Source organism: Cobetia sp. D5 (genome assembly GCF_035666195.1).
In the GTDB taxonomy this organism is placed as follows: Bacteria; Pseudomonadota; Gammaproteobacteria; order Pseudomonadales; family Halomonadaceae; genus Cobetia; species Cobetia amphilecti.
The window spans coordinates 3,911,157-3,933,611 of sequence record NZ_CP142020.1; the positions used below are offsets into that span (position 1 = coordinate 3,911,157).

Genomic DNA, 22,455 nt, shown 5'->3' on the forward strand with positions numbered 1-22,455 from the left:
ACTGATGATACGGCCAGCAGCAGGCACTGTCAGGTGTCGCGAGCCTACGACGTGGCTCCCTTGCCGACTTGTCACCCGCCGCCGGTCGCCCTGCACGCCGCCGCGCACGTGCAATAAGGCACATCGATCGACATGCGATACCACACAACGGGGGGCTGTGACTGGTAAGATAGCGGGGTGACGAAATTCATGCGCCGTCACTCCGCCACTCCGTCGTGCCCACCCGATTGCACCCGCCGAGTGTGCGGCCAATTGTTGCGCCCCTCTATTTTTTGCCTGGATAACCGCTCTCTCATGACCGGACTGCTCTCCCGCCTCACTGGCCGCCTGTTCACTCCTCGCTGGCAACACGCCAACCCTGCCATTCGCTCCGCTGCCACTGACCAGCTTGACCCGGAGATTCCAGACCAGCGCAAGATCCTGGAGACCCTGATTCTCGAAGATGATGCCCTGGAAGTTCGCCATGCCGCCCTGACGCGCATGCAATCTCCCGAGCGTCTGCTGCCGCTGCTCGACCGCGCCGATGGCCTGGTACGCGAGCGCCTGATCGAACTGTTGAGCGGCGGCCAGGATGCGCCCTCACTGTTGAGCCGTGAACAGCTGGTCGAGCGCCTGGACGATAGCGAACTGCTGTCGGCCGTGGCGTCCCGCGGTGACAACCAGCAACTGCGTCTGACCGCACTGAGCCGTCTGGAAGATGAAGAGGCGCTGATCCATCAGGCCTGCCACAACACCATCGCCGCCGTGCGCCATGCCGCTGCCGCCCGCATCACCAGCCAGGCCGGCCTCGAGCGTCTGGTGCGCGATGCCAAGCGAGACCGCCACGTGCAGCGTCAGGCGCGCGACACCCTCGCCCAGCGCCGTGCCGATGCTCAGCAGGCCGACGCGCTGGCCGCCAGCCGCGACAACCTGCTGCGCCAGATGGAAAAGCTGCCGCGTCAGGCGTGGGAAGACAGCGTGCCCTCGCGTTACCGCTCGCTGCTGCGCGAGTGGGAGCGTCTGCCGGCCGCGGACTACGAGATTCAACAGCGCTTCGAAGAGGCGCGCCAGCAGGCGCACAAGGTCATCAGCGACCACGAGGCCCGCGAGGAAGCCATTCGCGCCCATGAGCGCCTGAGCGCCAACCTCAACACGCACCTGGAAGAGATTCTCAGCGCCGTGGATCAGGCGCGGGAAGACCTCTACAGCCGCGACTGCGTCAATGACCACGACTTCGCCAGCCTGCAGGCCCAGCGCCGTCTGCAGGGAGAGCGCTGGAGCGAGTTGACCGACCAGTTCTCGGCCCCGGCCGAACTGCTCGAACGTCAGCAGCGCCTGCAACAGCAGCTGCAGGACGCCCTCGATGCCTGGCATCGCCATCAGCTGTGCCAGGGCGAGCTGGATGCCGCGCTGGTCGACAATGACATCGACCAGCTGCGTCGTCTGGAAAGCGAAGTGGCCTGGCCTGCGGGTCTGCCGCAGACCGCCAGCCTGAGCGCGGTGCGTCAGGCGATCAGCGCGGCGCAGCCGGAAGAGCCGGAAGAGGCAGCGCAGGAGCAGGACGCGCTCGATGGCAGCCCAGCACAAGACGCCGAGTCAGCTGACGCCTCCCGCGAGGGCACTGCGCGCAAGGCGAGCCTGGATCTGGACGCACTGGATGCCGAACTGGCACGCCTGGAAGCGGATCTCGATGCCGGCAAGCTCAAACCGGCCAGCCGACTGCATCGCTCACTGCGCGATCGTACCGAAGGCCAGCTCGACAATGCCCGCCAGACACGCCTGCGCCAGCTGGGCGCGCGGGTCGCGGAACTCCGTGACTGGCAGAACTTCGTCGCGGCGCCCAAGCGCGAGCAGCTGCTCGAGGCCATCACCACCCTGAGCGAGCGCGATGACATCAGCGATGAGCAGCGCGACCGCCAGCACCAACAACTGATTCAGCAATGGCGCGAGCTGGGCGATGCGGCCGCCAGCCGCGATGCCAGCCAGGCGTTCCGCACCGCCTCTGACGCCATCAAGCTGCGCCTGCGGGATTACCGCGAATCGCGCAAGCAGCTGCGTGAATACAATCTGGCCATGCGCGAAGCGCTCTGCGAGCAGCTCGAATCGCTCAACGGCCACGCCATGGATGATGCCGACCCCGACTCCCTGCGCCAGATCCGTGATCGCGCCCGTGAGGAATGGCGTCGCCACACGCCGGTGCCCGCGGGCCCCGGTCGCCAGCTATCGCACCGCTTCGGTGAAGCACTGACGGCACTGCAGGGGCTGATCGACAGCCGCGCGGGCCAGATCGCCGCCGCCAAGCAGGCACTGGTCGATGCCGTCGAGGCACTGGCCAATGAGGACTCACCGGCACGTGCCCGCGCCGAACAGGCCAAGGCCCTGCAGAGTCGCTGGCGCGAGATGGGCCGCGCGCCCAAGGGCGAAGAGCAACGTCTGTGGGCCGCCTTCCGCGCGGCGTGCGACCGCATCTTCGCTGCACGCGATCAGGACCGTGAAGACCGCGACAGCCGCGAGCAGGCACGTCTGGATCAGTGGCAGGCGCTGATCGAACGTCTCGACAGCTGGGAGCCGGAGACGCTGGAAGACGCCGCCCTGCTCGATGATGCCCTGAAGGAAGCCGACACCCTCGGCCCGCTGCCGCGCGGCAAGCGGGGCGACGGCATGCGTCGTCGCTGGACCGGCATTCTCAAGCGTCGCGAGCAGCGTCTGGATGAACTGCACGCCCTGCAACTGCGTGAGGAATGGCAGCAATGGCGTGACCTGCTCGAACAGCACGCCGTGGCGGATGCCAGCGCGCGCAACGGCGACGTGCAGGATGTCGAGCTGCCGAACACCTCGGCCTTCGACGACAACAGCCGTCAGGCCAATGCGGCGCGCAACCAGATGCGTCAGGCCCTGCCGAGCAACTGCAGCGCCGCCAACGAGCGCCTGGCCGAGCTGCGTGTTCACCTTGCCATTCTGTTCGAGGCCCCGCTGGGCAGCGAAGATGAATCACGCCGCCTGACCGTGCAGGTCGCGCGCATCAACCAGCAGCTGGGTGAGCGCATGGAACGTGAAGAAGAGCTGGATGAGGTGCTGGATGCGCTGCTCGCCAACGGTCCGCTGGACTGGGACGCCTGGCAGACCGAACTGCCGCGCTTCGATGCGCTGTTCAATCACTGAGCCAGTGCTCTTGAGCTGGTGACGACGCGCTCGCAAGACTGAAGTCATGGCAACGAAAAGCCCCCGCCTCGATAGAGACGGGGGCTTTTTCATTCTCTTGCCAGGCGGGGCCGGGTGCCAACCCTGCACTGGCTCGCGCTAGCGCAGAGCATCAGCCCATGAACTGGCCGCCATTGATATCCAGGTTGGCACCGGTGATGAAGCCGGATTTCTCGTCGGCCAGGAAGGCGACCGCACGTGCGATCTCGTCCGGCTGACCATAACGCTTGACCGGGATGGTCTCGCGGATCGATTCACGGATCTCTTCGGGGATCTTCATGATCATGTCGGTGGCGATGTAGCCCGGTGACAGGGTGTTGACGGTAATGCCCTTGGTCGCGGTTTCCTGCGCCAGCGCCATGGTCAGACCATGCATGCCCGCCTTGGCGGCCGAGTAGTTGACCTGCCCGAACTGGCCCTTGCGGCCATTGATGGAGGAGATGTTCACGATGCGGCCGTACTTGTGCTCCAGCATGTCATTGATGACGGCACGGCAGGTGTTGAAGACGCTGTCGAGGTTGCAGTTGATGACTTCGCGCCACTGCTCATAGCTCATCTTGCGCATGGAGGTATCACGCGTGATGCCGGCGCAGTTGACCAGTACCGCGATCGGACCGAAGCGCTCGCGGATTTCGTTGACGCCTGCCTGACAGGCTTCGAAGTTGTCCAGCTCGATGCCGGACAGTGCGATGTTCTCGAAACCGGCAGCGCGCTGTTCCTCCAGCCATCCTTCTGCCTTTTCCTTGTTTCGGTAACCCGCAATGACCTGATACCCCTGGTTCGCCAGCTCGCGGCAGATAGCGGAACCAATGCCACCGGTACCACCGGTAACCCATGCGACGGGTGCTGTTTGTGTCATCTTATTGTGTCTCCCTAATCCTGGAACGTCCTGTGTCCTTGGCTTGGGCACAGCTTGGCGAATCTGCGGACACCCCCGCCCTGAGAAAACGAGAATGCCTGCAACGACAACAATGACCCGCGTCTCTAACAGCCTGATGACAATCGTGCACTCTGTGACGCCTGCCATCCGCCTGCGCGAGGCGCGTCACCCTCAGTATGGACAGGATGCAGCGGGAATGTATGTAGCAGATCTCTCACACAAGATGCCGATAATCGCTCGAGGGGCGAAGACGGGTTGGTGACGACTCACCGGACACGAGAAGTTTGCGTCAATTACGGGATAACGGTTGACGCAGCACTGTATATCCTTATACTACGCCCCACGTTGATGCGGGGTGGAGCAGTCTGGTAGCTCGTCGGGCTCATAACCCGAAGGTCATCGGTTCAAATCCGGTCCCCGCTACCACTGACAAGTCGTTGCCTATCAAGGTAATTGCCGGTCAGACACCAACGTAATGTTGCGGGATGGAGCAGTCTGGTAGCTCGTCGGGCTCATAACCCGAAGGTCATCGGTTCAAATCCGGTTCCCGCTACCAACCTCTGATGCGTCAGAGTTGGAGCAAAGGCAGTACCCAGTGTTGCGGGGTGGAGCAGTCTGGTAGCTCGTCGGGCTCATAACCCGAAGGTCATCGGTTCAAATCCGGTCCCCGCTACCAAGAATTCGAAAGGCCTGATGCCATGCATCAGGCCTTTTTCGTATGCGTGAAATTCCTGTGCGATGATGGCGAGGAAGCCGGTTCACGGGCCTGGCTACCCCTATCCACACCAGGCCTCTTCACACCTGGCCCTTCACACTCATCACGTCAGTCCCAAGGGAGTGCCTGCATGCGCCACTGGCTGGTCAAGACCGAACCCGATGCCTTCTCGCTGGATGACCTGCGCCGCGAATCACCGGCGCTCTGGGATGGCGTGCGCAACTATCAGGCGCGCAACTTCCTGCGCGAGATGCAGCTCGGTGATGTCGTGCTCATCCAGCACTCCAGCTGCAAGGTGCCTGCGGTGGTCGGACTGGCCGTCGTCAGCGAACTCGCCCTGCCCGACCCGACGGCCAGTGACCCCGAGCACAAGGGCTTCGACCCACGTCAGGTGGCAGATATCGATGCCGACAAGCCTCCGCGCTGGGTCGCCCCGCGTCTGAGCTACCTTCGCCCGCTGCGCACCACCCTGCCCATCGCGCGCCTGAAGGCCCGGCCCGAGCTGGCGGATAGCCACCTGGTGCGCCGCGCACGCCTGTCCGTGATGCCGCTCAGCGAGAGCGAAGCCGCCTGCATCGCCAGCCTGGCCGGCGACACCCTGCTGCCGTGAACCGACGCGCCCGGGACGCTCGCGCGAGGAAGTGTCCGGCAGCGCCTTGAACTCCACTGCGACGGGCCGCATCATCAGGCCAACCGGCTCGCGCGCGAGCCTTGAATCGCAGACAGAATTTCGGGGCATGCACCATGATCATCGATCCCAATACCGGCCAGCCACTGACCGGCAATGACACCACCGCCGCCCAGCCACAAGGGGTGGTCGGCGGCGGTGCCGCCAGTGCACCGCGCCAGGCAGAAGACGCCAACACCTACATCATCGATGTGGACATGAGCAATCTTCAGCAGGTGCTGGAAGCCTCACAGCAAGTGCCGGTACTGCTGGATTGCTGGTCGCCGCAGAGCGAGCACTGCCTCGTCCTGACACCGATCCTCGAGAAGCTGGCACGTGAATATGCGGGCGGCTTCATCCTGGCCAAGCTGAACGCCGAGGAACAGCAGGACATCGCTGCTCAGCTGGGCGTGCGCTCGGTGCCGGACGTCAAGCTGGTCATCCAGGGCGGTCTGGCAGGCAACTTCACCGGCGCACGTCCGGAAGCCGAGATTCGCCAGTTCCTCGAGCAGCACAAGGTCCAGCCGGCGGCAGGAGCAGGTCCCAGCCTCGCGGAGCAGGCGGCCACTGCACTGGAAAGCGGCGACCTCGTCACCGCCAAGGCGCTGTATCAGCAGCTGGCGCAGGAATCCCCCGAGACACCGGAATACCGCATCCACCTCGCCTCGGTGCTGGTCGCCGAAGGCAATGGTGAAGAGGCCCGTCAGCTGCTGGACTCCCTCAAGCCGGAAGACCGTGACGGCGCCCAGGCGCGTGGCGTACGTGCGCGCATCGACTTCATCGCCGAGGCACCGTCTCCCGAAGAGGTGCAGGCGATGATCGAGCGGGACGACAGCGAAGCCCGCTACCAGCGCGCCATGCGTGACCTGGCGGATGGCCATTACGAGCTGGCGCTGGATGCCCTGATCAGCCTGGTGAAGACCGATCGCCAGTACGGCGATGATCTGGCACGCAAGACGCTGCTGCGTGTCTTCGACGCCCTCGGCGCGACCCATGAGCTGACCGTGCGCTTCCGGCGCCAACTGTTCGCTCTGATGTACTGATCGTGCTGGTGCGCTGATCGTACTGCTGATCGTACTGCTGATCGTATCAATGAGTTGATCACGCCACGCAGACGACAAGGCCCCGCCTCCGGTAAAGGAAGCGGGGCCTTGTCATTGAGGGCCTGCCGTCGCGCCGATTCAAGGGCTAACGACGGCTCCAGCCCTTGAGAAGCGAGGGGCGAGCACGCGATTCGCGCACGCTGGGCGGAAAGTCCACCTCTAGTTCCTGGCCCGCAGACTTCACGGCGTCTGGCGCAGACGGGGTGGCAGATGACGCCGCGGGCGCACGGCAGCGGGAAGATGGCGGCGATGAACGCGCCAGGCGCAGGCTCCCGCCCTGACAACACCATTCACGACAGGCCGTCACGCCTGCATCCCTGCTTGCTGGCCGCCCCTGTCGCGGCGTCTCTGCCACCTCATGTCTCATCGTCGCATCTCCTGATGACAAGCCCCTCCCGATGAGCGGCCTAGCTTCAGATTTGACGATAATGATTCTCAATTCAAGTTTGCGATGAGCGATAGCTGCCAACGAAACGCCGCAGGCTGACCCAGATCAATTTCGCCTCTCTACCGAACTCAGCCTTTCTGCAGTCGCTCATCCATCTGCTGCAGCGCCTTCTCCAGCTGCACGCGCGTGGTACCGTAGTTCAAGCGCACGAAGCCCGGCCAGCCGAAGTCTGCGCCATCCGACAGCGCGACATCGCATTCCTCGAGCAGGGTCTGCTGCGGAGACTCCCCGAGCCCTGCCTTGCGCATATCCAGCCAGGCCAGATAGGTGGCCTGCGGGCGCGACATGCTGACGCCGTCCCAACGTGCCACATGGCTTTCCAGCAGATCGAGGTTGTCACGCAGCACGCTCAGCAACTCCTGACGCCACGGCTCGCCCTCGCGCCACGCCGCTTCGGTCGCGGCCATGCCCAGCACATTGGTATCGGGCATCAAGCCATTGGCGGCGCCGGTGAAGCGTGCACGCAGCTTGGGATCGGTGATCACCGCGCAGGCGAACGTAAGCCCGGCGGTGTTGAAGGTCTTGGAGGGCGCCCACAGGGTCACGCAGCGCGCCGCCAGTCGCTCGTTCAGGCTGGCCAGCGGGATATGGCGGGCCGTCGGGTCCACCACCAGATCCGCATGCAGCTCATCGGAGACCACCAGCAGATCGTGACGCTCGACCAGCTCCGCCAGCGCCTCGAGCTCTTCCTCGCGCCAGACGCGGCCGGTAGGATTGTGCGGGTGGCACCATAGCAGCAGCTCGGTCTCGGGCGTGATGGCCGCTTCCAGCGCCTCCAGATCCAGACGCCAGGGGCCGCCTTGCGTCTCGGGCTCTGCCAGCGGCGCCATCTGTGCCAGTCGCCCGGTCTTCTGGGCCACCTTGAGGAAGGGCGGGTAGATCGGGGTCGTCGTGACCACGCCCGCGCCGGGAGAGGTCAATGCCAGACTGGCCAGGTGCAAGGCCGGCACCACGCCCGGCAACCAGACGATGGCGTCACGCGGCACCTCCCAGCCATAATGCTCGCGACTCCAGTCACACAGGCTGTCATCGAGGCCCTCCGACGGCTTGGCATAGCCGTAGACCGGGTGCGCCACTCGCTCGGCCAGCGCTCGCGTCACGGCGGGCGGGGCGCTGAAGTCCATGTCGGCGATCCAGAGGGGCATGACGTCCGAGGCGTAGCGATCCCACTTCTGGGAAGGATACTGGCGTCGATCGAGCGGGGTGATGAAATCGAATGGCAAGATGGAGTCTCCCTGTGGCGGGCAAATTTGGCAGGCAACGCGAGCAGTGCTCTCGACTCACGCCGCCCGAGGGCGGCGAGAAGAATACCTGTGGACCAACTACAGCATAAGGCTTTGTGCATGTCTGAAGACACCTTTTACCCACAGGCCCAGCGCGGGCTGCCCGGCCTGTTGCGTGCCTGGCTGACCCATGGCCGCGGCGACAGCGAGCGTCTCGCCGTGCTGCTGGCCGATACCGCGCGCGTCGCAAGTCTTGGCCAGCCCGCCAGCAATCCCGATGGCGAGACGCTGGAGCAGTGGGCCGCCGAGGGCGGTGCGCCGCTGTGGGCACCCAAGGCAGCGCTGTTCCTGTTGATGCAGATGCCGGCACGCCCGGTGCCGCAGAGCCCGGATGATGCCTGCGCCTGGGCCTATTGCTGGTTGCGCATGCGCGAACACGACAGCCCCACGGCCGCCCTGATGGCGCTGCCGGAACACCTGCGTCAGCCGCTGGCCTGGCCCATCGAAGCCGCCTGGCAAGACCTGACGCATCAGCGGCTGATCTAGCCGCGCTCGATTGTCGAGCGCCCGCAGCGCTGTTGGTGAGCAGCGCTGCGCTTTTCTCTACTCTGCTCTCCTTCCTCACCGCCCTCTCCTCTGCTTTCCCTCCCCTGCTTACCCTCTCTTGCCTGCTCTATTTCCTTGTACGCTCCCGCCCGTCCCTGTCCGCTGCGCTCTATCTCTGCCCGCACTCTCCTTGCGGCTCCTTTTCCTTGCGGCTCCCTCTCCTTGCGGCTCTTACTCCTTGCCCCTGCGAAACTCCCTGGTCACATCCTCTTCACTCCCGCTCCCCCCTGCCACTGATGGCGATTCTGATGGTGACCCTGCTGGCCCCCTCATAGGGCAGCTCGTCCCGCTCTCGGCATTGCTGACAGCCATGGGTAGCAGTTTTCTCAGCGAATATCGTCACCACCGGCTAATGGCGTAGCGGAAACCTGAGTCTCGTCAACGCGTAACTGACGCCATTTCGTTTAATCATCGTTTTGTGAAGCGATACACCCGAAGGGATTTCTTGTGTGAGCGAGGAGTAAAGTTCTTTCAACCGCAACGAAACGGTAATTCAACAAGAATCCGCTGGCGCGACACGACGACCAGCAAGCTTCAGGAGAAGCTCCATGACCACCTCCCTGATTGTCGGACTGGATGGAACCCCGGGCGGCGACAGTGCCATTGCCTATGCCAAGCGCGTCGCCTCTCTGGTGGGCGCGGAAACCAGGATCATTCTCTGCTACGTGGTCGAATGGTCGCCCTACAGCTTCAACACGCCGGAGGAGAACGCCCAGCGTGCCAGCCGCCGTGAGAACGAGATCAAGCTGGCCCGCGAGCGTGTGCTGGCGCCTGCCATCAGCGAGCTGGAAAAGGAGGGCTATCAGGTCGAGGGGCGTGTCCGCCACGGCGATGCCGCCGAGATCCTCAGCCTGCTGGCGCGTGAAGTGAATGCCGAGCAGATCATCGTCGGCCGCAAGGGGGAAAGCGTGCGCTCACGCATCTTCGGCAGCGTCACCGCCCATCTGATTCAAGAGGCCTCGGTGCCCGTCACCATCGTTCCCTGAGACAGGCGCCTCCCGCACCCGCCGCCTGCAGAGATTCGCACCAGACAATAACGACAATTCGCTTTTCGAGGTTACCTCTCATGAGTCGATTCCGCTCCCTGGCCCCCTGGGCTGCCGCGATGGCAGCCCTCATGGCCGCAAGCTCTGCCCGTGCCGAAGGCATGGACCAGGCCATCAGTGACATCGTCGGACCGATCGTCAATCCGATCGTCTCGACCATCTTCTATTCCGTGCCGGTGGCCGGCACCCAGTTCCCGCTGATCGTCGGCTGGCTGATCATCGCGGCCGTCATCTTCACGCTCTATTTCGGCTTCGTGCAGTTCCGCCTGTTCGGCCATGCCATTCGTCTGGTCAAGGGCGACTACACCGACCCGAAGGATGAAGGCGAGGTGTCCCACTTCCAGGCATTGGCCACGGCGCTGTCCGGCACCGTCGGCCTTGGCAACATCGCCGGCGTCGCAGTCGCCGTCTCGCTGGGCGGCCCGGGCGCGACCTTCTGGATGATTCTGGCCGGTCTGCTCGGCATGGCCTCCAAGTTCTGTGAATGTACGCTTGGCGTGAAGTACCGCAACGTCAATGCGGATGGCTCCATCTCCGGCGGCCCGATGTACTACCTGTCCAAGGGCTTCGCGGAAAACGGCAAGGCGGGTCTGGGCAAGATTCTGGCGATCTTCTTCGCCATCTGTGCCATCGGCGGCTCCATCGGCGGCGGCAACATGTTCCAGGCCAACCAGTCCTATCAGCAGGCCGTCAACGTCACCGGCGGTGATGCCAGCTTCCTGGTCGGCTACGGCTGGCTATTCGGTCTCGTGATGGCCGCCATCGTCGGCATGGTCATCATCGGCGGCATCAAGTCCATCGCACGTGTCACCGAGAAGCTGGTGCCGATAATGGCTGTCATCTACGTGATCGCGGCACTCATCATTCTCGGCTTCAACTTCAGTGCGATTCCGGCCGCCTTCGGCGCCATCATCGAAGGTGCCTTCGCACCGGTCGCGGTCGGCGGCGGTATCGTCGGCGTGCTGATCCAGGGCTTCAAGCGTGCTGCCTTCTCCAATGAAGCCGGTATCGGCTCCGCGGCCATCGCCCACTCTGCCGTCAAGACCTCCCAGCCGGCGACCGAAGGGATCGTCGCCCTGCTCGAACCGTTCATCGATACCGTCGTCATCTGCACCATGACCGCACTGGTCATCGTCATCACCGGCGCCTATCAGGTCGAAGGCCTCGGCGGCGTCCAGCTGACCTCCTACGCCTTCGAGACCGCCTTCCCCTGGTTCCCGTATGTGCTGGCCCTGGCAGTGCTGATGTTCGCCTTCTCCACCATGCTGTCCTGGTCCTACTACGGCCTGAAGGCCTGGACCTACCTGTTCGGTGAGAGCAAGGGCTCCGAGATCGTCTACAAGCTGATCTTCCTCGCCTTCGTGGTCATCGGATCCTCCATGAGCCTCGGCCCGGTCATCGACTTCTCCGACGCCATGATCTTCGCCATGTCCATCGCCAACATCATCGGCCTCTACTACCTGATGCCGGTCGTGAAGCGTGAGCTGGCCCAGTACATGGCCAAGCTGAAGTCCGGCGAGATCGCACCGGTCGACAAGGAGGCCAAGCGCCAGAACGCGTGATCCCCATCACGCCCAGGCGGGCCTGACACAGCCGTCAGCCGCCGCATGACCCAAGCCCCTGCCCATCGGCAGGGGCTTTTTCGTTGTCGATCATGCAATTCCGTGCATTGGACGGCTGAAACCACCCAAGTCGGATTGCCGCAACGCAGCGCAATGGGTAGGGTGTGGCGCTCACTGGCCACACTGGCCGGAACCCGTATCAACGAGGACGTCTCATGCTCGCTTCCATGCATGCCATGGTGCTGCGCAATCCCGGCCCGGATGCCGACTTCGTGGCGACCGAATGCCCGCTGCCCACTCCCGGCTCCGGCCAGGTGCGCATTCGCGTCGCTGCCTCCAGCGTCAATCCACTGGATCTCAAGCTGGCCAGCGGCCAGGTGCCTCTCCTGCCGCCAGCACCCTGCGTGCTGCACGGCGACGTGGCCGGTGTGATCGATGCCGTCGGTGATGACGTGCTGGCCTTCTCGCCCGGCGACGAGGTGCTCGGCTTCGCCGGCGGTGTCGCCGCTCATCCGGGCGCGCTGGCGGATTACATGCTCGCCGATGAGCGCCTGATCACCCGCAAGCCGCGCCGCCTGAGCTTCATGGAAGCCGCCGCGTTGCCGGCAGTGTTCATCACCGCCTGGCAGGCACTGGTGGAGCGTGGCCAGCTGGAAGCGGGACAACGCGTGCTGATCCACGGCGGCGCCGGTGGCGTCGGCCATGTGGCATTGCAGATTGCCCGTTGCATCGGCGCGGAAGTCGCCACCACGGTGTCCAGCGATGACAAGGCCCGGGCGGCACGTGACTGCGGTGCGGACCACGTCATTCGCTACCGCGAGGAAGCCGTGGCCGATTACGTGGCCCGGCTGACGGGGGGCGAGGGCTTCGATCTGGTCTTCGACTGCGTCGGCGGCGACAACCTGGCCGCCAGCTTCGCCGCCAGCAAGCTGGGCGGACGCATCGTGACCATCAATGCCCGCACCACGGTGGATCTCTCGCCGCTGCACGCCGGCAGCCGCAGCCTGGAAGTGCTGTCGATCCTGCTGCCGCTGACCGCTGGCATCGGGCATGAGCAGCAGCGCCAGGCGCTGGGCAAGCTGGTGGAGCTGGTCGAGGAAGGCGAATTCAAGGTGCGCCTCGATGAGCGCCAGTTCGACTTCAGCGAGGTCGCCGAGGCCCATCGTCATCAGGCCTCCGGCAAGGCAGTGGGCAAGATCTCGCTGGTGCGTCGTCAGTTCTGGGACGCCGCCCAATGAGCGCAGCGCTTCAGGGTGAGCTGGGCCTGCAACTGCTCAAGCTGCTGATCTCGGTGGCGGTGGTGATCGGGCTGTCATTGATCGCGGAGCGCCTCTCGACGCGCATGGCCGGGCTGCTGTCCGGCTACCCGCTCGGCACGGCCATCACGCTGGGCTTCATCGGCGTTGAGATCTCCCCCGAGTTCGCCGGCCAGAGCGCCGTCTACACTCTGGCCGGCTTCTCCTCGACGCTGGCGCTGGGGGTCGGCTACTGGCTATGCGGGCGCGCACAAGGACTGCGCGGCGTCATCAACGGCACTCTGGGCGGCCTGCTGGGTTGGCTGCTCGCCAGTCTGGTGCTGGCGCAGTTCGAGTTCACGCGTGTCAGCGGCGTGATCGTGACGCTGATCGCCATCGTGCTGTGCATGCGCCTCTATCGCGGCGTACCGGAGAGCACGGCGCGCAAGTCGCCCTTCTCCTGGGTCTCGCTGCTGGCGCGCGCCGGACTGGCCGCCGGCATCGTGTTCGGCATCACCGCGCTGGCCCATCTGCTGCCGCCCTCGTGGGCAGGTCTGGTGGCGGCCTTCCCGGTCACCATGTACCCGCTGCTGGTGATTCTGCATCTCACCCAGGGGCCAGTGGCCGTCGCGACCGTCATCAAGCACTACCCGGCCGGCCTTGGCTCGCTATTGTGCTATGCGCTGGTGGTCTCGCTCAGTTACCCCGGCATGGGGGTCGGCCTGGGCACCCTGCTCGGTTTCATCGTGGCGACGGCGTGGCTGGGCGTGTTCACGCCGTTGCAACGTCGACTAGCCTCACGACGTACAGCCAGCGCCTGAGCTTCCTGATAGGCTGAAATGCCGCATGGATGCCCAGGAGCGATGACATGTACTTCAAGACGCTGGAACCGGCCTTCTACGACACCGATGCCCTCGGGCACGTCAACAACACGCGCCTGCCGGCCTGGTTCGAGTGGGCGCGCAATGACCTGTTCCGCGTCTTCGTGCCGGACCTCGACCCGCGCAAGTGGCCGCTGATCATGGCGCGCATCGAGGTCGACTTCCTCGCCGAGCTGCAATACGGCCAGCCGGTGGAGATTCGCACCTGGCTGTCGCGTCTCGGCGGCAGCTCCTTCACCGTGACCCAGGAAGCGTGGCAAAGCGGCGTCTGCGGCGCGCGTGGCCACTGCGTGCTGGTGCAGTTCGATCATCATGCCAAGCAGTCGCTGCCCATCGAGGGCGAGCTGCGCGCGACCCTGGTCAGCCATGTGCACGAGCACACCGACAGCGCCGAACTGGATGTCCCCGCCCTGCGCGAGGCCGCCCGGGCACTCGGGACGCACAGCGCAACCTCCGAAGGGAGCGTGCCGGCATGACACCCGCGCTCAAGCTGCTCAAGGGCAAGCCGCACCGCACACTCGAGTATGCCCACGACCCACGCGCCCCCGCCTATGGGGAAGAGGCCGCCCGCACGCTGGGGCTTGATCCCGCCCAGGTCTTCAAGACCCTCGTCTGCCAGCTGGAAGGCGGCAATGCACGTCAGCCGCTGGTGGTTGCCGTGGTGCCGGTCAGCGGTACGCTCGATCTCAAGGCACTGGCACGCGCCTGCGGGGCACGCAAGGCGGCGCTGGCCGCGCATGAGGCCGCCGAGCGTGCCACCGGCTATGTGGTTGGCGGTATCAGTCCACTGGGGCAGAAGAAGCGCCTGCCACTGTGGGTCGATGACAGCGCCGCGACGCAGGCGGAAATCTTCATCAGCGGCGGCCGTCGTGGACTGGAGATAGCGCTCGCCCCCGCGTTACTGTGTGAGCTGGGCAATGGCCAGTTCGCCCCGCTGGCCCGTGACGAATGATAGCCACGGGCGTGGCACACCATGACGAGCACCCGCCACAGCACCGCATCAGCGAGGAGGCCCGATGGGCATTCGCTACAGCAAGTGGATCTACCCGGACATGACCGAGCTGCATGCGCAGGTCGAGGCGGCGCTGGAGCACTGGTTCAGTGAGCGCTTCGCCGACTACCCGCACATCAGCTTGCCGGGCCTTGACCCCTACGATTATGATGGCTGGTTCAATCGTCTGGCCCCGGAGCTGATGGCGCGCGGCAGTGACTACTGCGAGCGCGAGTGGCATGGCTATGTGCCGAGCCCCCAGCAGCTCAACCAGGCTTTCTTCCGGGCCGTATCCCGGTCCAACAAGTGTGTGCTGGAGCCTGACCGCAAGCATGGTGATCCTGACCAATCATAGTCCCGACGCACGGGAGCTCGAGATCATCGAGCGCCAGCTCGGGCGCAAGCCGCGCGGCATCCAGGCCGTGGCCGCCACCGATGGCGAGGGCACTCCGCTGGTGCTGCGCATGCATTCGCTGGTGGACGGCAAGCCCTTCCCGACCCTCTACTGGCTGTGCGATGAACGCCTCAAGATCTCGCTGTCACGCATCGAGGCCGAAGGCGTCATCAAGGGGCTGGAAGAACGCCTCAAGACCGACGAGGAACTGCTGGCGCGCTATCGTGCCAGCCATGAGGCCTACGTCGCCGAACGCTGGAGCTTCATGAGCGAGGCCGAGCGCAACGCCATCGAGTCCCAGGGCTTCACCGACCTGATGCGTGAACGTGGCGTCGGCGGTATCCGTGACTGGAATCAAGTGCGCTGCCTGCACACCCAGTACGCCCAGCATCTCGCCTACGCCGAGGGCAACGCCATCGGTCACTGGGTCGATGCCCATTACGACGTGCTGTCCGAGCTGCCCTGAGCCCTGGCGACGATCGATCCGATGCCGTCGGCTTGAATACAGAAGACGAAGAAGCCCGCCAATTGGCGGGCTTCTTGCGTTGGGACGGGCGTCAGATCTACAGCGAGTGCGCGAAGACCAGCGCGATGCACAGCGGGCAGATCAGGCGCACGTACCACGGCCAGATCTTCCAGAACAGGCTGGACTCGATGTCCGGCGCCCCGCTCTGGATCTCCTTGAGCAGCGCATGGCGCGACATCGCCCAGCCGACCAGCAGGCACATCACCAGCGCGACCAGTGGCTGGCTGTACTGGGTGGTCAACATGATCACCAGGCCGAACAGTGCCCCGAAGTTGGCGGCGATGGTCAGGCTGATGGCCATGATGGTGGCACCGACGGCCAGGGTGGCGGCACGCCGACCCAGCCAGCCACGCTCGACCACGAAGGATACCGGCACTTCCAGCATCGAGATGGAAGAGGTGATGCCCGCCACGCTCATCAGCGCGAAGAACGCCACCATCAAGACGTCACCTGCGCCGCCCATCTGGCCGAACAGCGCCGGCAGCGTGTCGAACAGCAGAGTGTCCGAGCTCTTGAGCAGGCCATCGGCATCGAAGATCTCGACGCCCAGATGACGCGCGGCGTACATGGCCGGAATCACCAGCAGGCCGGCGAGGAAGGCGATGCCGACATCGATCAGCGTCACCAGTACGCCCAGACGCGGCAGGTTCTGCTCCGGCCCCAGATAGGAGCCGTAGATCAGCATCGCGCCCACGCCGAGAGACAGCGAGAAGAACGCCTGGCCCATCGCGCTCAGCATCAGGTCGGCATCGAAGATGCGGTCCCACTGCGGCGTCAGGTAGACACTCAGGCCTTCATCGGCGCCCGGCAGGGTCAGCACGTAGCCGATCAGACCGACCAGCAGCATCAGCAACAGCGGCATCAGACGCGTGGACCACTTCTCGATCCCGCCGCGCACGCCGCCGACCACGATCGCCATCGTCAACGCGAGGAAGACCGCCGTCAGCGAGACATTGCGCGTGAAGTCGAAGGTGGTCAGCCAGCTGGCGGCGGAGCTCATGCCCAGCGCCTCGCTGACCGGTGCGGCGGTATAGCCCAGCAGCCAGCCCGCGACGATGGCATAGAAGGCCAGAATCAGGCTGGCGGTCAGCATGCCCGCCCAGCCCGCCAGCGCGCCGAAGCGCTTGGTGATGCCTCGACCGAGACTCATGCTGGTGACGATGTTGGCCTGACCATGACGGCCGATGACAAGCTCAGCCATCAAGGCCGGCCATGCCAGCAGGAAGGCCAGCACCAGATACATCACCACGAAGGCCCCGCCTCCGTTGTTGGCCGTCTGGGACGGGAAGCCCCATACGTTGCCAAGTCCTACTGCCGAACCAGCGGCGGCCATCAAGAAGCCCAGCCGACTGGCAAAGCGTCCGCGCACCTGCGCCATCTGCCTCTCCTGCCTTGTTGTTCCGCGTCCGTCGAAGACGACGTCGCGATGAGTCCACGCTCGCCGAAGACGACGTCGCGATGAGTTGGGGTGCATCCCGATGCAAGCTCACGGGGCGCCAGCGCCCGCCAGCCGTCGCCTGCGGGGGCGGCAAGGGTAGCAGAGCAGGCCCGCGAATGCAGGCGACAACGCCGAAAGTCAGCACGTGCCCGCGTTGGCCACGGGGCAATGCCGAGTTCCTCACCGGCGTCATAGCGTCGCCGCACAACTCGCGTAGGATAGGAAGGACATGACATCAAGGCACGGCAGCCAGCAGTGAGCGCCGCCGAGAAACATTCAGGAGAGCAACATGCATCGCATCTGTGTCTATCTGGGCTCCCGCGAGGGCGTCTCCCCACAGCACCGCCAACTGGCCGAAGCCCTGGGCACGGCCATCGCCGAGCGCGGCTGGGGACTGGTCTACGGAGGCGCGCGCGCCGGGCTGATGGGGGCGTTGGCAGATGCCGCGCTGGCAGCGGGCGGTGAGGTGATCGGCGTGATCCCCCAGGCACTGGTACGCAACGAGAAGGCACATACCGGTCTGACGCGCTTGATCGAGGTGGCGGACATGCATGAGCGCAAGGCGCAGATGGCCGCACTGGCGGATGCCTTCGTGACCCTGCCCGGCGGGATTGGCACCCTGGAGGAATTGTTCGAGACCTGGACCTGGCAGTATCTGCGCTTTCACGCCAAGCCGATCGCCGTCCTCGACAGTGACGGCTTCTTCGCGCCCCTGCTCGAGTTTCTGGACCGCACCGTCGAGGCGGGCTTCCTCGATGCGGACACTCGCGCACGCCTGATCAGCGAGCGCGAGATCGCGCCCCTGCTGAAGCGACTGGCGCCCGAGACGTAAGGCTTGAGACGTAAGGCCTGAGACCTGACAGGCTGTCGCGTCACTCCCCATCAAGCGCATGACGCCAGCGCCATGGGGAGTGACTCTGCGAGCGGCCGTCTCAGCTCAACGCGCTATCTCAGCAGCGCGCCACCTCAGTTCAGCGCCGTCTCGCCAACAGCCTCAACGGCATCCTCCGAGGCGGCCTGCTGCTGAACGGTTTTGCCGATATAGCGCGCCCGCTTGCTGGCGGTGACCTGCTCGACATCGACCATCACCAGGCCGTCGATGCAGTAACCGAAATCGGCGTCGACACTGAAATCGAGGAAACGGGTGCCACCGGGCTCGGTGACCTCGGCGTACTGCTTGTAGAGCGTCGGCACCGTCACACCCATCGCATCCAGCTGGGCACGCAGGCGGCGGAAATCGCCATCGGCGTCCTGACCATCGAACAGGCGCTCCGCTTCATGGGCGGCGCTGCCCGGCACGCTCTGGGCAACCGGTGCCCGCGCACGCGCCAGCCCCTCATCATCCCCGTAATAGTGACGGTAGTAGCTGACGATCAGTGCCCTGGCGGCCTCCGGATAGCTGTTGGAGAGCGTGACCGGGCCGAACAGCCAGCGAATCTCGGGATGACAGCGCAGATAGGCGCCCAGCCCCTGCCACAGGTAATCGAGGCTGCGCCGCCCCCAGTAGCGCGGCTGCACGAAGCTGCGCCCCAGCTCCAGACCGTCCTGCATGCGCTCGAACATCTCGGGCGTGAAGCGGAACAGGGTCGGGCTGTAGAGCCCCTTCTCGCCATGTGCCGCCATGATCTTGCGTACCTCTCCGATGCGATAGGCACCGGCGATCTCGAGATCGGCGTCATCCCACAGCACCAGATGCCGGTAGTGGGCGTCATAGCGATCGATATCGCGCCGCTCGCCGGTGCCCTCGCCGACCCGCCGGAAACTGATCTCGCGCAGTCGCCCGATCTCGCGCATCACGCTGGAGCCGGGGAAGGCATCGAACAGATAGATCTTCTTGCCGTCGCGGGTCTCACCCAGCAATTCACAGGGCGTCAGTTCCTCACGCAGCGCCTGGCGCTCCTCGGGATGGCCGATGGCCTTCTCGGTCACGAACAGGCCACGCTTGCCGCGCCCGATGCGATACAGGTGCTTGCGCAGCAGACGCGTCTTGGCGTTGGTATTGAGGGCATCACTGTCGAGGCGCTCCAGCGGAATCAGCTCGCCGATGCGCAGCTTGAGCTGCCGCTCGCGCTGGCGAAACATCTCATGCGCCAGCAGGGGTGTGCCGAAGCTGCGGTTGATCGACGACAGCGCATAGAAGAGCGTCGAGTTGCGCCCGCTGACGTGGATAGGCAGCACCGGCGCGTTGGTCTTGCGCGCGAAATGCAGGAAACCCGACAGCCACTTGCCATCGCGTGGCCCGGTCGGGCCTGCACGCGAGACCTCGCCGGCCGGGAAGATGATCACGGCCTCTTCATTCATCAGCGCATCGCAGATCTGACCACTGCTCTTGCGATAGCCACGGCGACTGAGGTTGTCCAGCGGCAGCAGCAAGGGTGCCAGCGGCTCGACCTTCATCAGGATGTCATTGGCGACGATCTTGACGTCGCGGCGCACTTCGCCGACCAGCTTGAGCAGCGCGAGGCCATCCAGTGACCCCAGCGGATGGTTGGCGACGATGACGACACGCCCGTAGGCCGGAATGTTCTCGCGCTCCCGCGAGGACACCGAGTAGCCGAAGGAGAAGTGATCGAGCACGCGGTCAATGAAGTCGAAACCGCGCTGGTCCGAGTTCTCGCCGAGGAAGGCATTGATCTCGCCCTCGTGCACCAGGCGCCGCAGCATGGCCAGAGCTGGCCGCCGGATCAGCGGGTGACGCTTGGCAAAGGCAGGATACTTGGCAGCGATGACGCGGGCAGTATCGATCATGCTCTCTCCTTGGCCGCACGGAGTGCGGAACGCGATGTCTGGATCATGGGGCTTGATATCACGTCAGGTTCGCGCCACTTCATGACAGATGCGTCACAGTCCCCGTACAGTGAGATGACAGTCGCCCACGTGATCCGCGGCCGATGCGCCCCGGCACGGAGATCATCCGCGTACGAACAGGCAGCGCGACTGCCACGCCAAGGAGAGAGCGAATGTTTGCGATAGCCGTCGAGAATGAATCACTGGTCTGGCAGGAAACCGAGGCCCCGCACGGGATCGCCTCGGATGAGGTGCGTATCGAGGTGGCCTGGGCCGGCGTCAACCGCGCCGACCTGATGCAGCGCGCCGGCCAATATCCACCACCCGAAGGTGCCAGTCAGATCCTGGGACTGGAGGTCAGTGGCACCATTCGCGAGGTCGGCCGCCACGTCGAGCGCTTCAAGGTCGGTGATCCGGTCTGTGCACTGCTGTCCGGTGGCGGCTATGCCGAGGAAGTGGTCGTCAACGCCCTGCAGGTGCTGCCGGTGCCGGAGGGCTATAGCCTGCGAGACGCCGCCGCGCTGCCGGAGATGTTCGCCACCGCCTGGCTGAACCTGTTCATCGAGGGCAACCTCAAGCACAAGGAGCGCGTGCTGCTGCATGCCGGTGCCAGCGGCATCGGTACCACCGCCATCCAGCTGTGCGGGCTGTTCGGGCATCCGTGCTTCGTGACCGTCGGCAGCCAGGAAAAGCTGGAGACCTGCCTGCGCCTCGGCGCGGATGCCGGCTGGAATCGCCACGATGGCAGCTTCGTGGAGGCCGTGAACGACTGGGGCGGCGCCGACATGATTCTCGACCCGGTGGGCGGCGGCTATCTGGCCGACAATCAGCAGGTGCTGAAACAGGATGGCCGCATGGTATTGATCGGCCTGATGGGCGGGCGCATGGATGATCTGGATCTGGGTCGCATGCTGATGAAGCGTCAGCGCCTGATCGGCTCGACCCTGCGGTCGCGCTCCCCCGATGGCAAGGGCATGGTGCTGGATGCGCTCTACGTGCATGTGTGGCCGCGCCTGGCGCGGGGTGAGCTGCGCCCGCATATCGACAAGAGCTGGCCGATCCAGGAAGCCGATGCCGCGCATGCCTATGTGCAGGACAACGCCAGCACCGGCAAGGTGTTGCTGGCGGTGACGGGCGCCTGAGCCTCGTCATGGCGCTGATGACATCAGCAGCATGAAAAAAACGGCAGCATGAAAAAGCGGCAGCCCACTGGGCTGCCGCTTTTTTGGCTTTATTGGCGCTATCTCGTGCTCACTGCTCCGCCTGACAACATCTGACCTGACAACACCCGGCCTGACAGCAGTGTCGCTCATGCCGCCAGGCGTAGACCCCGAGGCACCTGGCAGAGGCTTATTCGCTACGCCCGATCGACTGGGCTTTCTGCCAGGTGAGTTGCAGCAGACGGGCGTCATCTCCGGCGCGATGGCGCTGGATGCCACCCTCGGCGATCACCGCTTCCTTGAGCTCCGCCCAGCAATTCAGCTGCTCCTCATCGAGCAGCCGTCTGAGCGCCTCGAGACGAAAGCGCGGCAGCATGCCGGCATGATAGAACAGCAGCGAGAGCCAGGTATTGTCGTAGCCCCAGCTGTCGCTGTAGGCGATTCCGGCCTCACCCAGCTCATCATTGACCCACTGCGCCACCTCACGCACTGGCCGCCCTTCGCGTGCCAGCCGTGCCCGTGAGATGCCGTGCAACAGCTCCGCCTTCGGGTCCCAATGCACCCACTCATCAAGAGGCTGTATCAGGAAGGCGCAACTGCTGCCGTCGGCACGCGCCAGCCCGATCTCGATCGGATAGCTACCACGGCCAAAGCCGGAGGCTTCAATATCGAGCAGAATAGGCAGCGTCACACGAATCTCCCAAGGTATCTCAGGCAGACAGGGCCCGGGCGAGAAGAGGTTGAATGTCCTCAGGTTACGGGAATTGCCCCCTGCTTGGCGAGTCCTGAGCGCGACGCTGTCAACGCAGGCATCAGGTCGATCTGCTCCATCACGCTGGCATCACGTTCAAGAGACGCGCGCGGGAGGGCCAGAGACGACAACGCCCTCACGAAGAGGGCGTTGTCAGTGGCAGCGAGGGCAGCACATCAGCTGGTACATCAGTTCAGTACATCAGCTCAGTGCAGGTCTGCCTCACCACCCGTGCGGGCGTGGGCTTCCCACTGCTCGGCCTTGTGCGGGCAGACCGCCAGACCGAGGGAGCCTTCACGATAGGCACGCGCCAGGCGCTGGGCCGCGAGAGCATGGCGGCACTCGGCGGCACGTGCGTACCAGGTCACGGCCTTGGCCGGATCGCTCTGATACTGGGCACAGCCATACTCATAGATACGCGCCGCCTGATACTGGGCATGCACGTCGCCGGCCTGCGCGGCCTTGATGACGAAACGCGCGCCCTTGGCCTTTTCCTGAGCGGAGTTGCCGCGCTGGAACAGCATGTGCCCGTACAATGACAACGCACCGGTGTGACCGGCATTGGCGCAGTGATTGAACAGACGCATGGTCAGACGATGCTTCTGCTGAGAGCCGGACAGCCAGGAGGCGTGGAACAGACGCTCCGCCAGGCGGTATTTCAGTCCAGTCATCAGGGTTGGGGCCTGCGGCATGACGAGTAACCTTGATACAGAATAAGAGGGGTGACGCCGTGTCCTGGCCCGATCCTGAGCCCGCGACGCTATTCTCCTTGCCAACACTGTCAGTTTGCCCTTGCGGGCGGCCTAGAAAGACTGCTCCCCTGACAGCGGGGCGCCAAGCATACTCGCGCAATCGGGGGGAC

At 64.7% G+C, this 22,455-nt stretch carries 19 protein-coding genes, 3 tRNA genes and 1 pseudogene; 17 read left to right on the forward strand and 6 right to left on the reverse strand.

What is annotated here, in order from left to right:
* Positions 1 to 294 precede the first annotated feature (294 nt).
* On the forward strand, positions 295 to 3,141 hold the full coding sequence (locus U0O11_RS16170) for a DUF349 domain-containing protein (protein WP_324690734.1): 2,847 nt from the start codon (positions 295 to 297) through the stop codon (positions 3,139 to 3,141).
* A 151-nt stretch (positions 3,142 to 3,292) separates the two neighbouring features.
* Here U0O11_RS16170 and phbB read toward each other — a convergent pair whose 3' ends face one another.
* On the reverse strand, positions 3,293 to 4,039 hold the full coding sequence (gene phbB / locus U0O11_RS16175) for an acetoacetyl-CoA reductase (RefSeq protein ID WP_279837404.1): 747 nt from the start codon (positions 4,037 to 4,039) through the stop codon (positions 3,293 to 3,295).
* A 370-nt stretch (positions 4,040 to 4,409) separates the two neighbouring features.
* Between phbB and U0O11_RS16180 the strand changes: the two genes are divergently transcribed.
* The 5 genes from U0O11_RS16180 to U0O11_RS16200 all read left to right on the forward strand — a co-directional run bounded on the left by U0O11_RS16180 (position 4,410) and on the right by U0O11_RS16200 (position 6,485).
* Positions 4,410 to 4,486: transfer RNA gene (locus U0O11_RS16180), tRNA-Met, on the forward strand.
* Between the two features lie 53 nt (positions 4,487 to 4,539).
* A tRNA-Met gene (locus U0O11_RS16185) sits at positions 4,540 to 4,616 on the forward strand.
* Between the two features lie 43 nt (positions 4,617 to 4,659).
* A tRNA-Met gene (locus tag U0O11_RS16190) sits at positions 4,660 to 4,736 on the forward strand.
* 169 nt (positions 4,737 to 4,905) lie between these two features.
* Complete coding sequence (locus U0O11_RS16195) at positions 4,906 to 5,385, forward strand: EVE domain-containing protein (RefSeq protein ID WP_192839481.1); 480 nt, start codon at positions 4,906 to 4,908, stop codon at positions 5,383 to 5,385.
* A gap of 134 nt (positions 5,386 to 5,519) precedes the next feature.
* Positions 5,520 to 6,485, forward strand: a complete 966-nt coding sequence (locus U0O11_RS16200) for a tetratricopeptide repeat protein (protein ID WP_043336518.1) — start codon at positions 5,520 to 5,522, stop codon at positions 6,483 to 6,485.
* 576 nt (positions 6,486 to 7,061) lie between these two features.
* Here U0O11_RS16200 and U0O11_RS16205 read toward each other — a convergent pair.
* Entirely contained in the window at positions 7,062 to 8,216 is a 1,155-nt protein-coding gene (locus tag U0O11_RS16205) for a MalY/PatB family protein (RefSeq protein WP_153636641.1), read from the reverse strand.
* A gap of 120 nt (positions 8,217 to 8,336) precedes the next feature.
* Between U0O11_RS16205 and U0O11_RS16210 the strand changes: the two genes are divergently transcribed.
* The 9 genes and pseudogenes from U0O11_RS16210 to U0O11_RS16250 all read left to right on the forward strand — a co-directional run bounded on the left by U0O11_RS16210 (position 8,337) and on the right by U0O11_RS16250 (position 15,397).
* On the forward strand, positions 8,337 to 8,762 hold the full coding sequence (locus U0O11_RS16210; protein ID WP_213114765.1) for a hypothetical protein: 426 nt from the start codon (positions 8,337 to 8,339) through the stop codon (positions 8,760 to 8,762).
* A gap of 608 nt (positions 8,763 to 9,370) precedes the next feature.
* Positions 9,371 to 9,808, forward strand: coding sequence for a universal stress protein (locus tag U0O11_RS16215; protein WP_043336528.1), 438 nt, complete (start codon positions 9,371 to 9,373; stop codon positions 9,806 to 9,808).
* Positions 9,809 to 9,888: 80 nt separating this feature from the next.
* Positions 9,889 to 11,430, forward strand: a complete 1,542-nt coding sequence (locus U0O11_RS16220; RefSeq protein WP_279837403.1) for an alanine/glycine:cation symporter family protein — start codon at positions 9,889 to 9,891, stop codon at positions 11,428 to 11,430.
* Between the two features lie 215 nt (positions 11,431 to 11,645).
* Positions 11,646 to 12,668: a zinc-binding dehydrogenase gene (locus tag U0O11_RS16225; protein WP_279837402.1), complete on the forward strand. Its 1,023-nt coding sequence runs from the start codon at positions 11,646 to 11,648 to the stop codon at positions 12,666 to 12,668.
* The gene (locus U0O11_RS16230; RefSeq protein WP_043336537.1) at positions 12,665 to 13,486 is read left to right on the forward strand and encodes a hypothetical protein; all 822 of its coding nucleotides are present in this window, start codon (positions 12,665 to 12,667) and stop codon (positions 13,484 to 13,486) included. The genes U0O11_RS16225 and U0O11_RS16230 overlap by 4 nt, the downstream gene beginning before the upstream one ends.
* A gap of 47 nt (positions 13,487 to 13,533) precedes the next feature.
* Positions 13,534 to 13,923 (forward strand): annotated as a pseudogene (locus U0O11_RS16235) (acyl-CoA thioesterase); the annotation flags it as partial.
* Positions 13,924 to 14,018: 95 nt separating this feature from the next.
* On the forward strand, positions 14,019 to 14,498 hold the full coding sequence (locus U0O11_RS16240; protein WP_279837401.1) for an aminoacyl-tRNA deacylase: 480 nt from the start codon (positions 14,019 to 14,021) through the stop codon (positions 14,496 to 14,498).
* Between the two features lie 64 nt (positions 14,499 to 14,562).
* A complete protein-coding gene (locus U0O11_RS16245; RefSeq protein ID WP_043336543.1) occupies positions 14,563 to 14,892 on the forward strand; it encodes a hypothetical protein in 330 nt (109 codons plus the stop codon).
* Positions 14,870 to 15,397: a DUF501 domain-containing protein gene (locus U0O11_RS16250; protein WP_279837400.1), complete on the forward strand. Its 528-nt coding sequence runs from the start codon at positions 14,870 to 14,872 to the stop codon at positions 15,395 to 15,397. The genes U0O11_RS16245 and U0O11_RS16250 overlap by 23 nt, the downstream gene beginning before the upstream one ends.
* A 97-nt stretch (positions 15,398 to 15,494) precedes the next feature.
* Here the strand turns inward: U0O11_RS16250 and U0O11_RS16255 are convergent, their stop codons facing one another.
* Positions 15,495 to 16,835, reverse strand: a complete 1,341-nt coding sequence (locus tag U0O11_RS16255) for a sodium-dependent transporter (RefSeq protein ID WP_279837399.1) — start codon at positions 16,833 to 16,835, stop codon at positions 15,495 to 15,497.
* A 349-nt stretch (positions 16,836 to 17,184) separates the two neighbouring features.
* Between U0O11_RS16255 and U0O11_RS16260 the strand changes: the two genes are divergently transcribed.
* A complete protein-coding gene (locus U0O11_RS16260) occupies positions 17,185 to 17,727 on the forward strand; it encodes a TIGR00730 family Rossman fold protein (RefSeq protein WP_043336551.1) in 543 nt (180 codons plus the stop codon).
* A 134-nt stretch (positions 17,728 to 17,861) separates the two neighbouring features.
* On the opposite strand, the gene U0O11_RS16265 is transcribed toward U0O11_RS16260, so the two are convergent.
* On the reverse strand, positions 17,862 to 19,643 hold the full coding sequence (locus tag U0O11_RS16265; RefSeq protein WP_279837398.1) for a lysophospholipid acyltransferase family protein: 1,782 nt from the start codon (positions 19,641 to 19,643) through the stop codon (positions 17,862 to 17,864).
* 212 nt (positions 19,644 to 19,855) lie between these two features.
* On the opposite strand from U0O11_RS16265, the gene U0O11_RS16270 reads away from it, so the two are divergent.
* Positions 19,856 to 20,824, forward strand: a complete 969-nt coding sequence (locus U0O11_RS16270; protein WP_324690741.1) for an NAD(P)H-quinone oxidoreductase — start codon at positions 19,856 to 19,858, stop codon at positions 20,822 to 20,824.
* 208 nt (positions 20,825 to 21,032) lie between these two features.
* On the opposite strand, the gene U0O11_RS16275 is transcribed toward U0O11_RS16270, so the two are convergent.
* Entirely contained in the window at positions 21,033 to 21,533 is a 501-nt protein-coding gene (locus tag U0O11_RS16275) for a 3'-5' exonuclease (protein WP_043336558.1), read from the reverse strand.
* A gap of 266 nt (positions 21,534 to 21,799) precedes the next feature.
* Positions 21,800 to 22,285 (reverse strand): tetratricopeptide repeat protein, encoded by a 486-nt coding sequence (locus tag U0O11_RS16280; RefSeq protein ID WP_043336560.1) that lies wholly within the window; start codon positions 22,283 to 22,285, stop codon positions 21,800 to 21,802.
* Positions 22,286 to 22,455 lie beyond the last annotated feature (170 nt).

Excerpts from the sequence above, each read along its gene's own strand:
- U0O11_RS16170 (WP_324690734.1), top strand. The coding sequence starts at position 295 with ATGACCGGACTGCTCTCCCGCCTCACTGGCCGCCTGTTCACTCCTCGC.
- phbB (WP_279837404.1), bottom strand. The coding sequence starts at position 4,039 with ATGACACAAACAGCACCCGTCGCATGGGTTACCGGTGGTACCGGTGGC.
- U0O11_RS16195 (WP_192839481.1), top strand. The coding sequence starts at position 4,906 with ATGCGCCACTGGCTGGTCAAGACCGAACCCGATGCCTTCTCGCTGGAT.
- U0O11_RS16200 (WP_043336518.1), top strand. The coding sequence starts at position 5,520 with ATGATCATCGATCCCAATACCGGCCAGCCACTGACCGGCAATGACACC.
- U0O11_RS16210 (WP_213114765.1), top strand. The coding sequence starts at position 8,337 with ATGTCTGAAGACACCTTTTACCCACAGGCCCAGCGCGGGCTGCCCGGC.
- U0O11_RS16215 (WP_043336528.1), top strand. The coding sequence starts at position 9,371 with ATGACCACCTCCCTGATTGTCGGACTGGATGGAACCCCGGGCGGCGAC.
- U0O11_RS16220 (WP_279837403.1), top strand. The coding sequence starts at position 9,889 with ATGAGTCGATTCCGCTCCCTGGCCCCCTGGGCTGCCGCGATGGCAGCC.
- U0O11_RS16225 (WP_279837402.1), top strand. The coding sequence starts at position 11,646 with ATGCTCGCTTCCATGCATGCCATGGTGCTGCGCAATCCCGGCCCGGAT.
- U0O11_RS16230 (WP_043336537.1), top strand. The coding sequence starts at position 12,665 with ATGAGCGCAGCGCTTCAGGGTGAGCTGGGCCTGCAACTGCTCAAGCTG.
- U0O11_RS16240 (WP_279837401.1), top strand. The coding sequence starts at position 14,019 with ATGACACCCGCGCTCAAGCTGCTCAAGGGCAAGCCGCACCGCACACTC.
- U0O11_RS16245 (WP_043336543.1), top strand. The coding sequence starts at position 14,563 with ATGGGCATTCGCTACAGCAAGTGGATCTACCCGGACATGACCGAGCTG.
- U0O11_RS16250 (WP_279837400.1), top strand. The coding sequence starts at position 14,870 with ATGGTGATCCTGACCAATCATAGTCCCGACGCACGGGAGCTCGAGATC.
- U0O11_RS16255 (WP_279837399.1), bottom strand. The coding sequence starts at position 16,835 with ATGGCGCAGGTGCGCGGACGCTTTGCCAGTCGGCTGGGCTTCTTGATG.
- U0O11_RS16260 (WP_043336551.1), top strand. The coding sequence starts at position 17,185 with ATGCATCGCATCTGTGTCTATCTGGGCTCCCGCGAGGGCGTCTCCCCA.
- U0O11_RS16265 (WP_279837398.1), bottom strand. The coding sequence starts at position 19,643 with ATGATCGATACTGCCCGCGTCATCGCTGCCAAGTATCCTGCCTTTGCC.
- U0O11_RS16270 (WP_324690741.1), top strand. The coding sequence starts at position 19,856 with ATGTTTGCGATAGCCGTCGAGAATGAATCACTGGTCTGGCAGGAAACC.
- U0O11_RS16280 (WP_043336560.1), bottom strand. The coding sequence starts at position 22,285 with ATGCCGCAGGCCCCAACCCTGATGACTGGACTGAAATACCGCCTGGCG.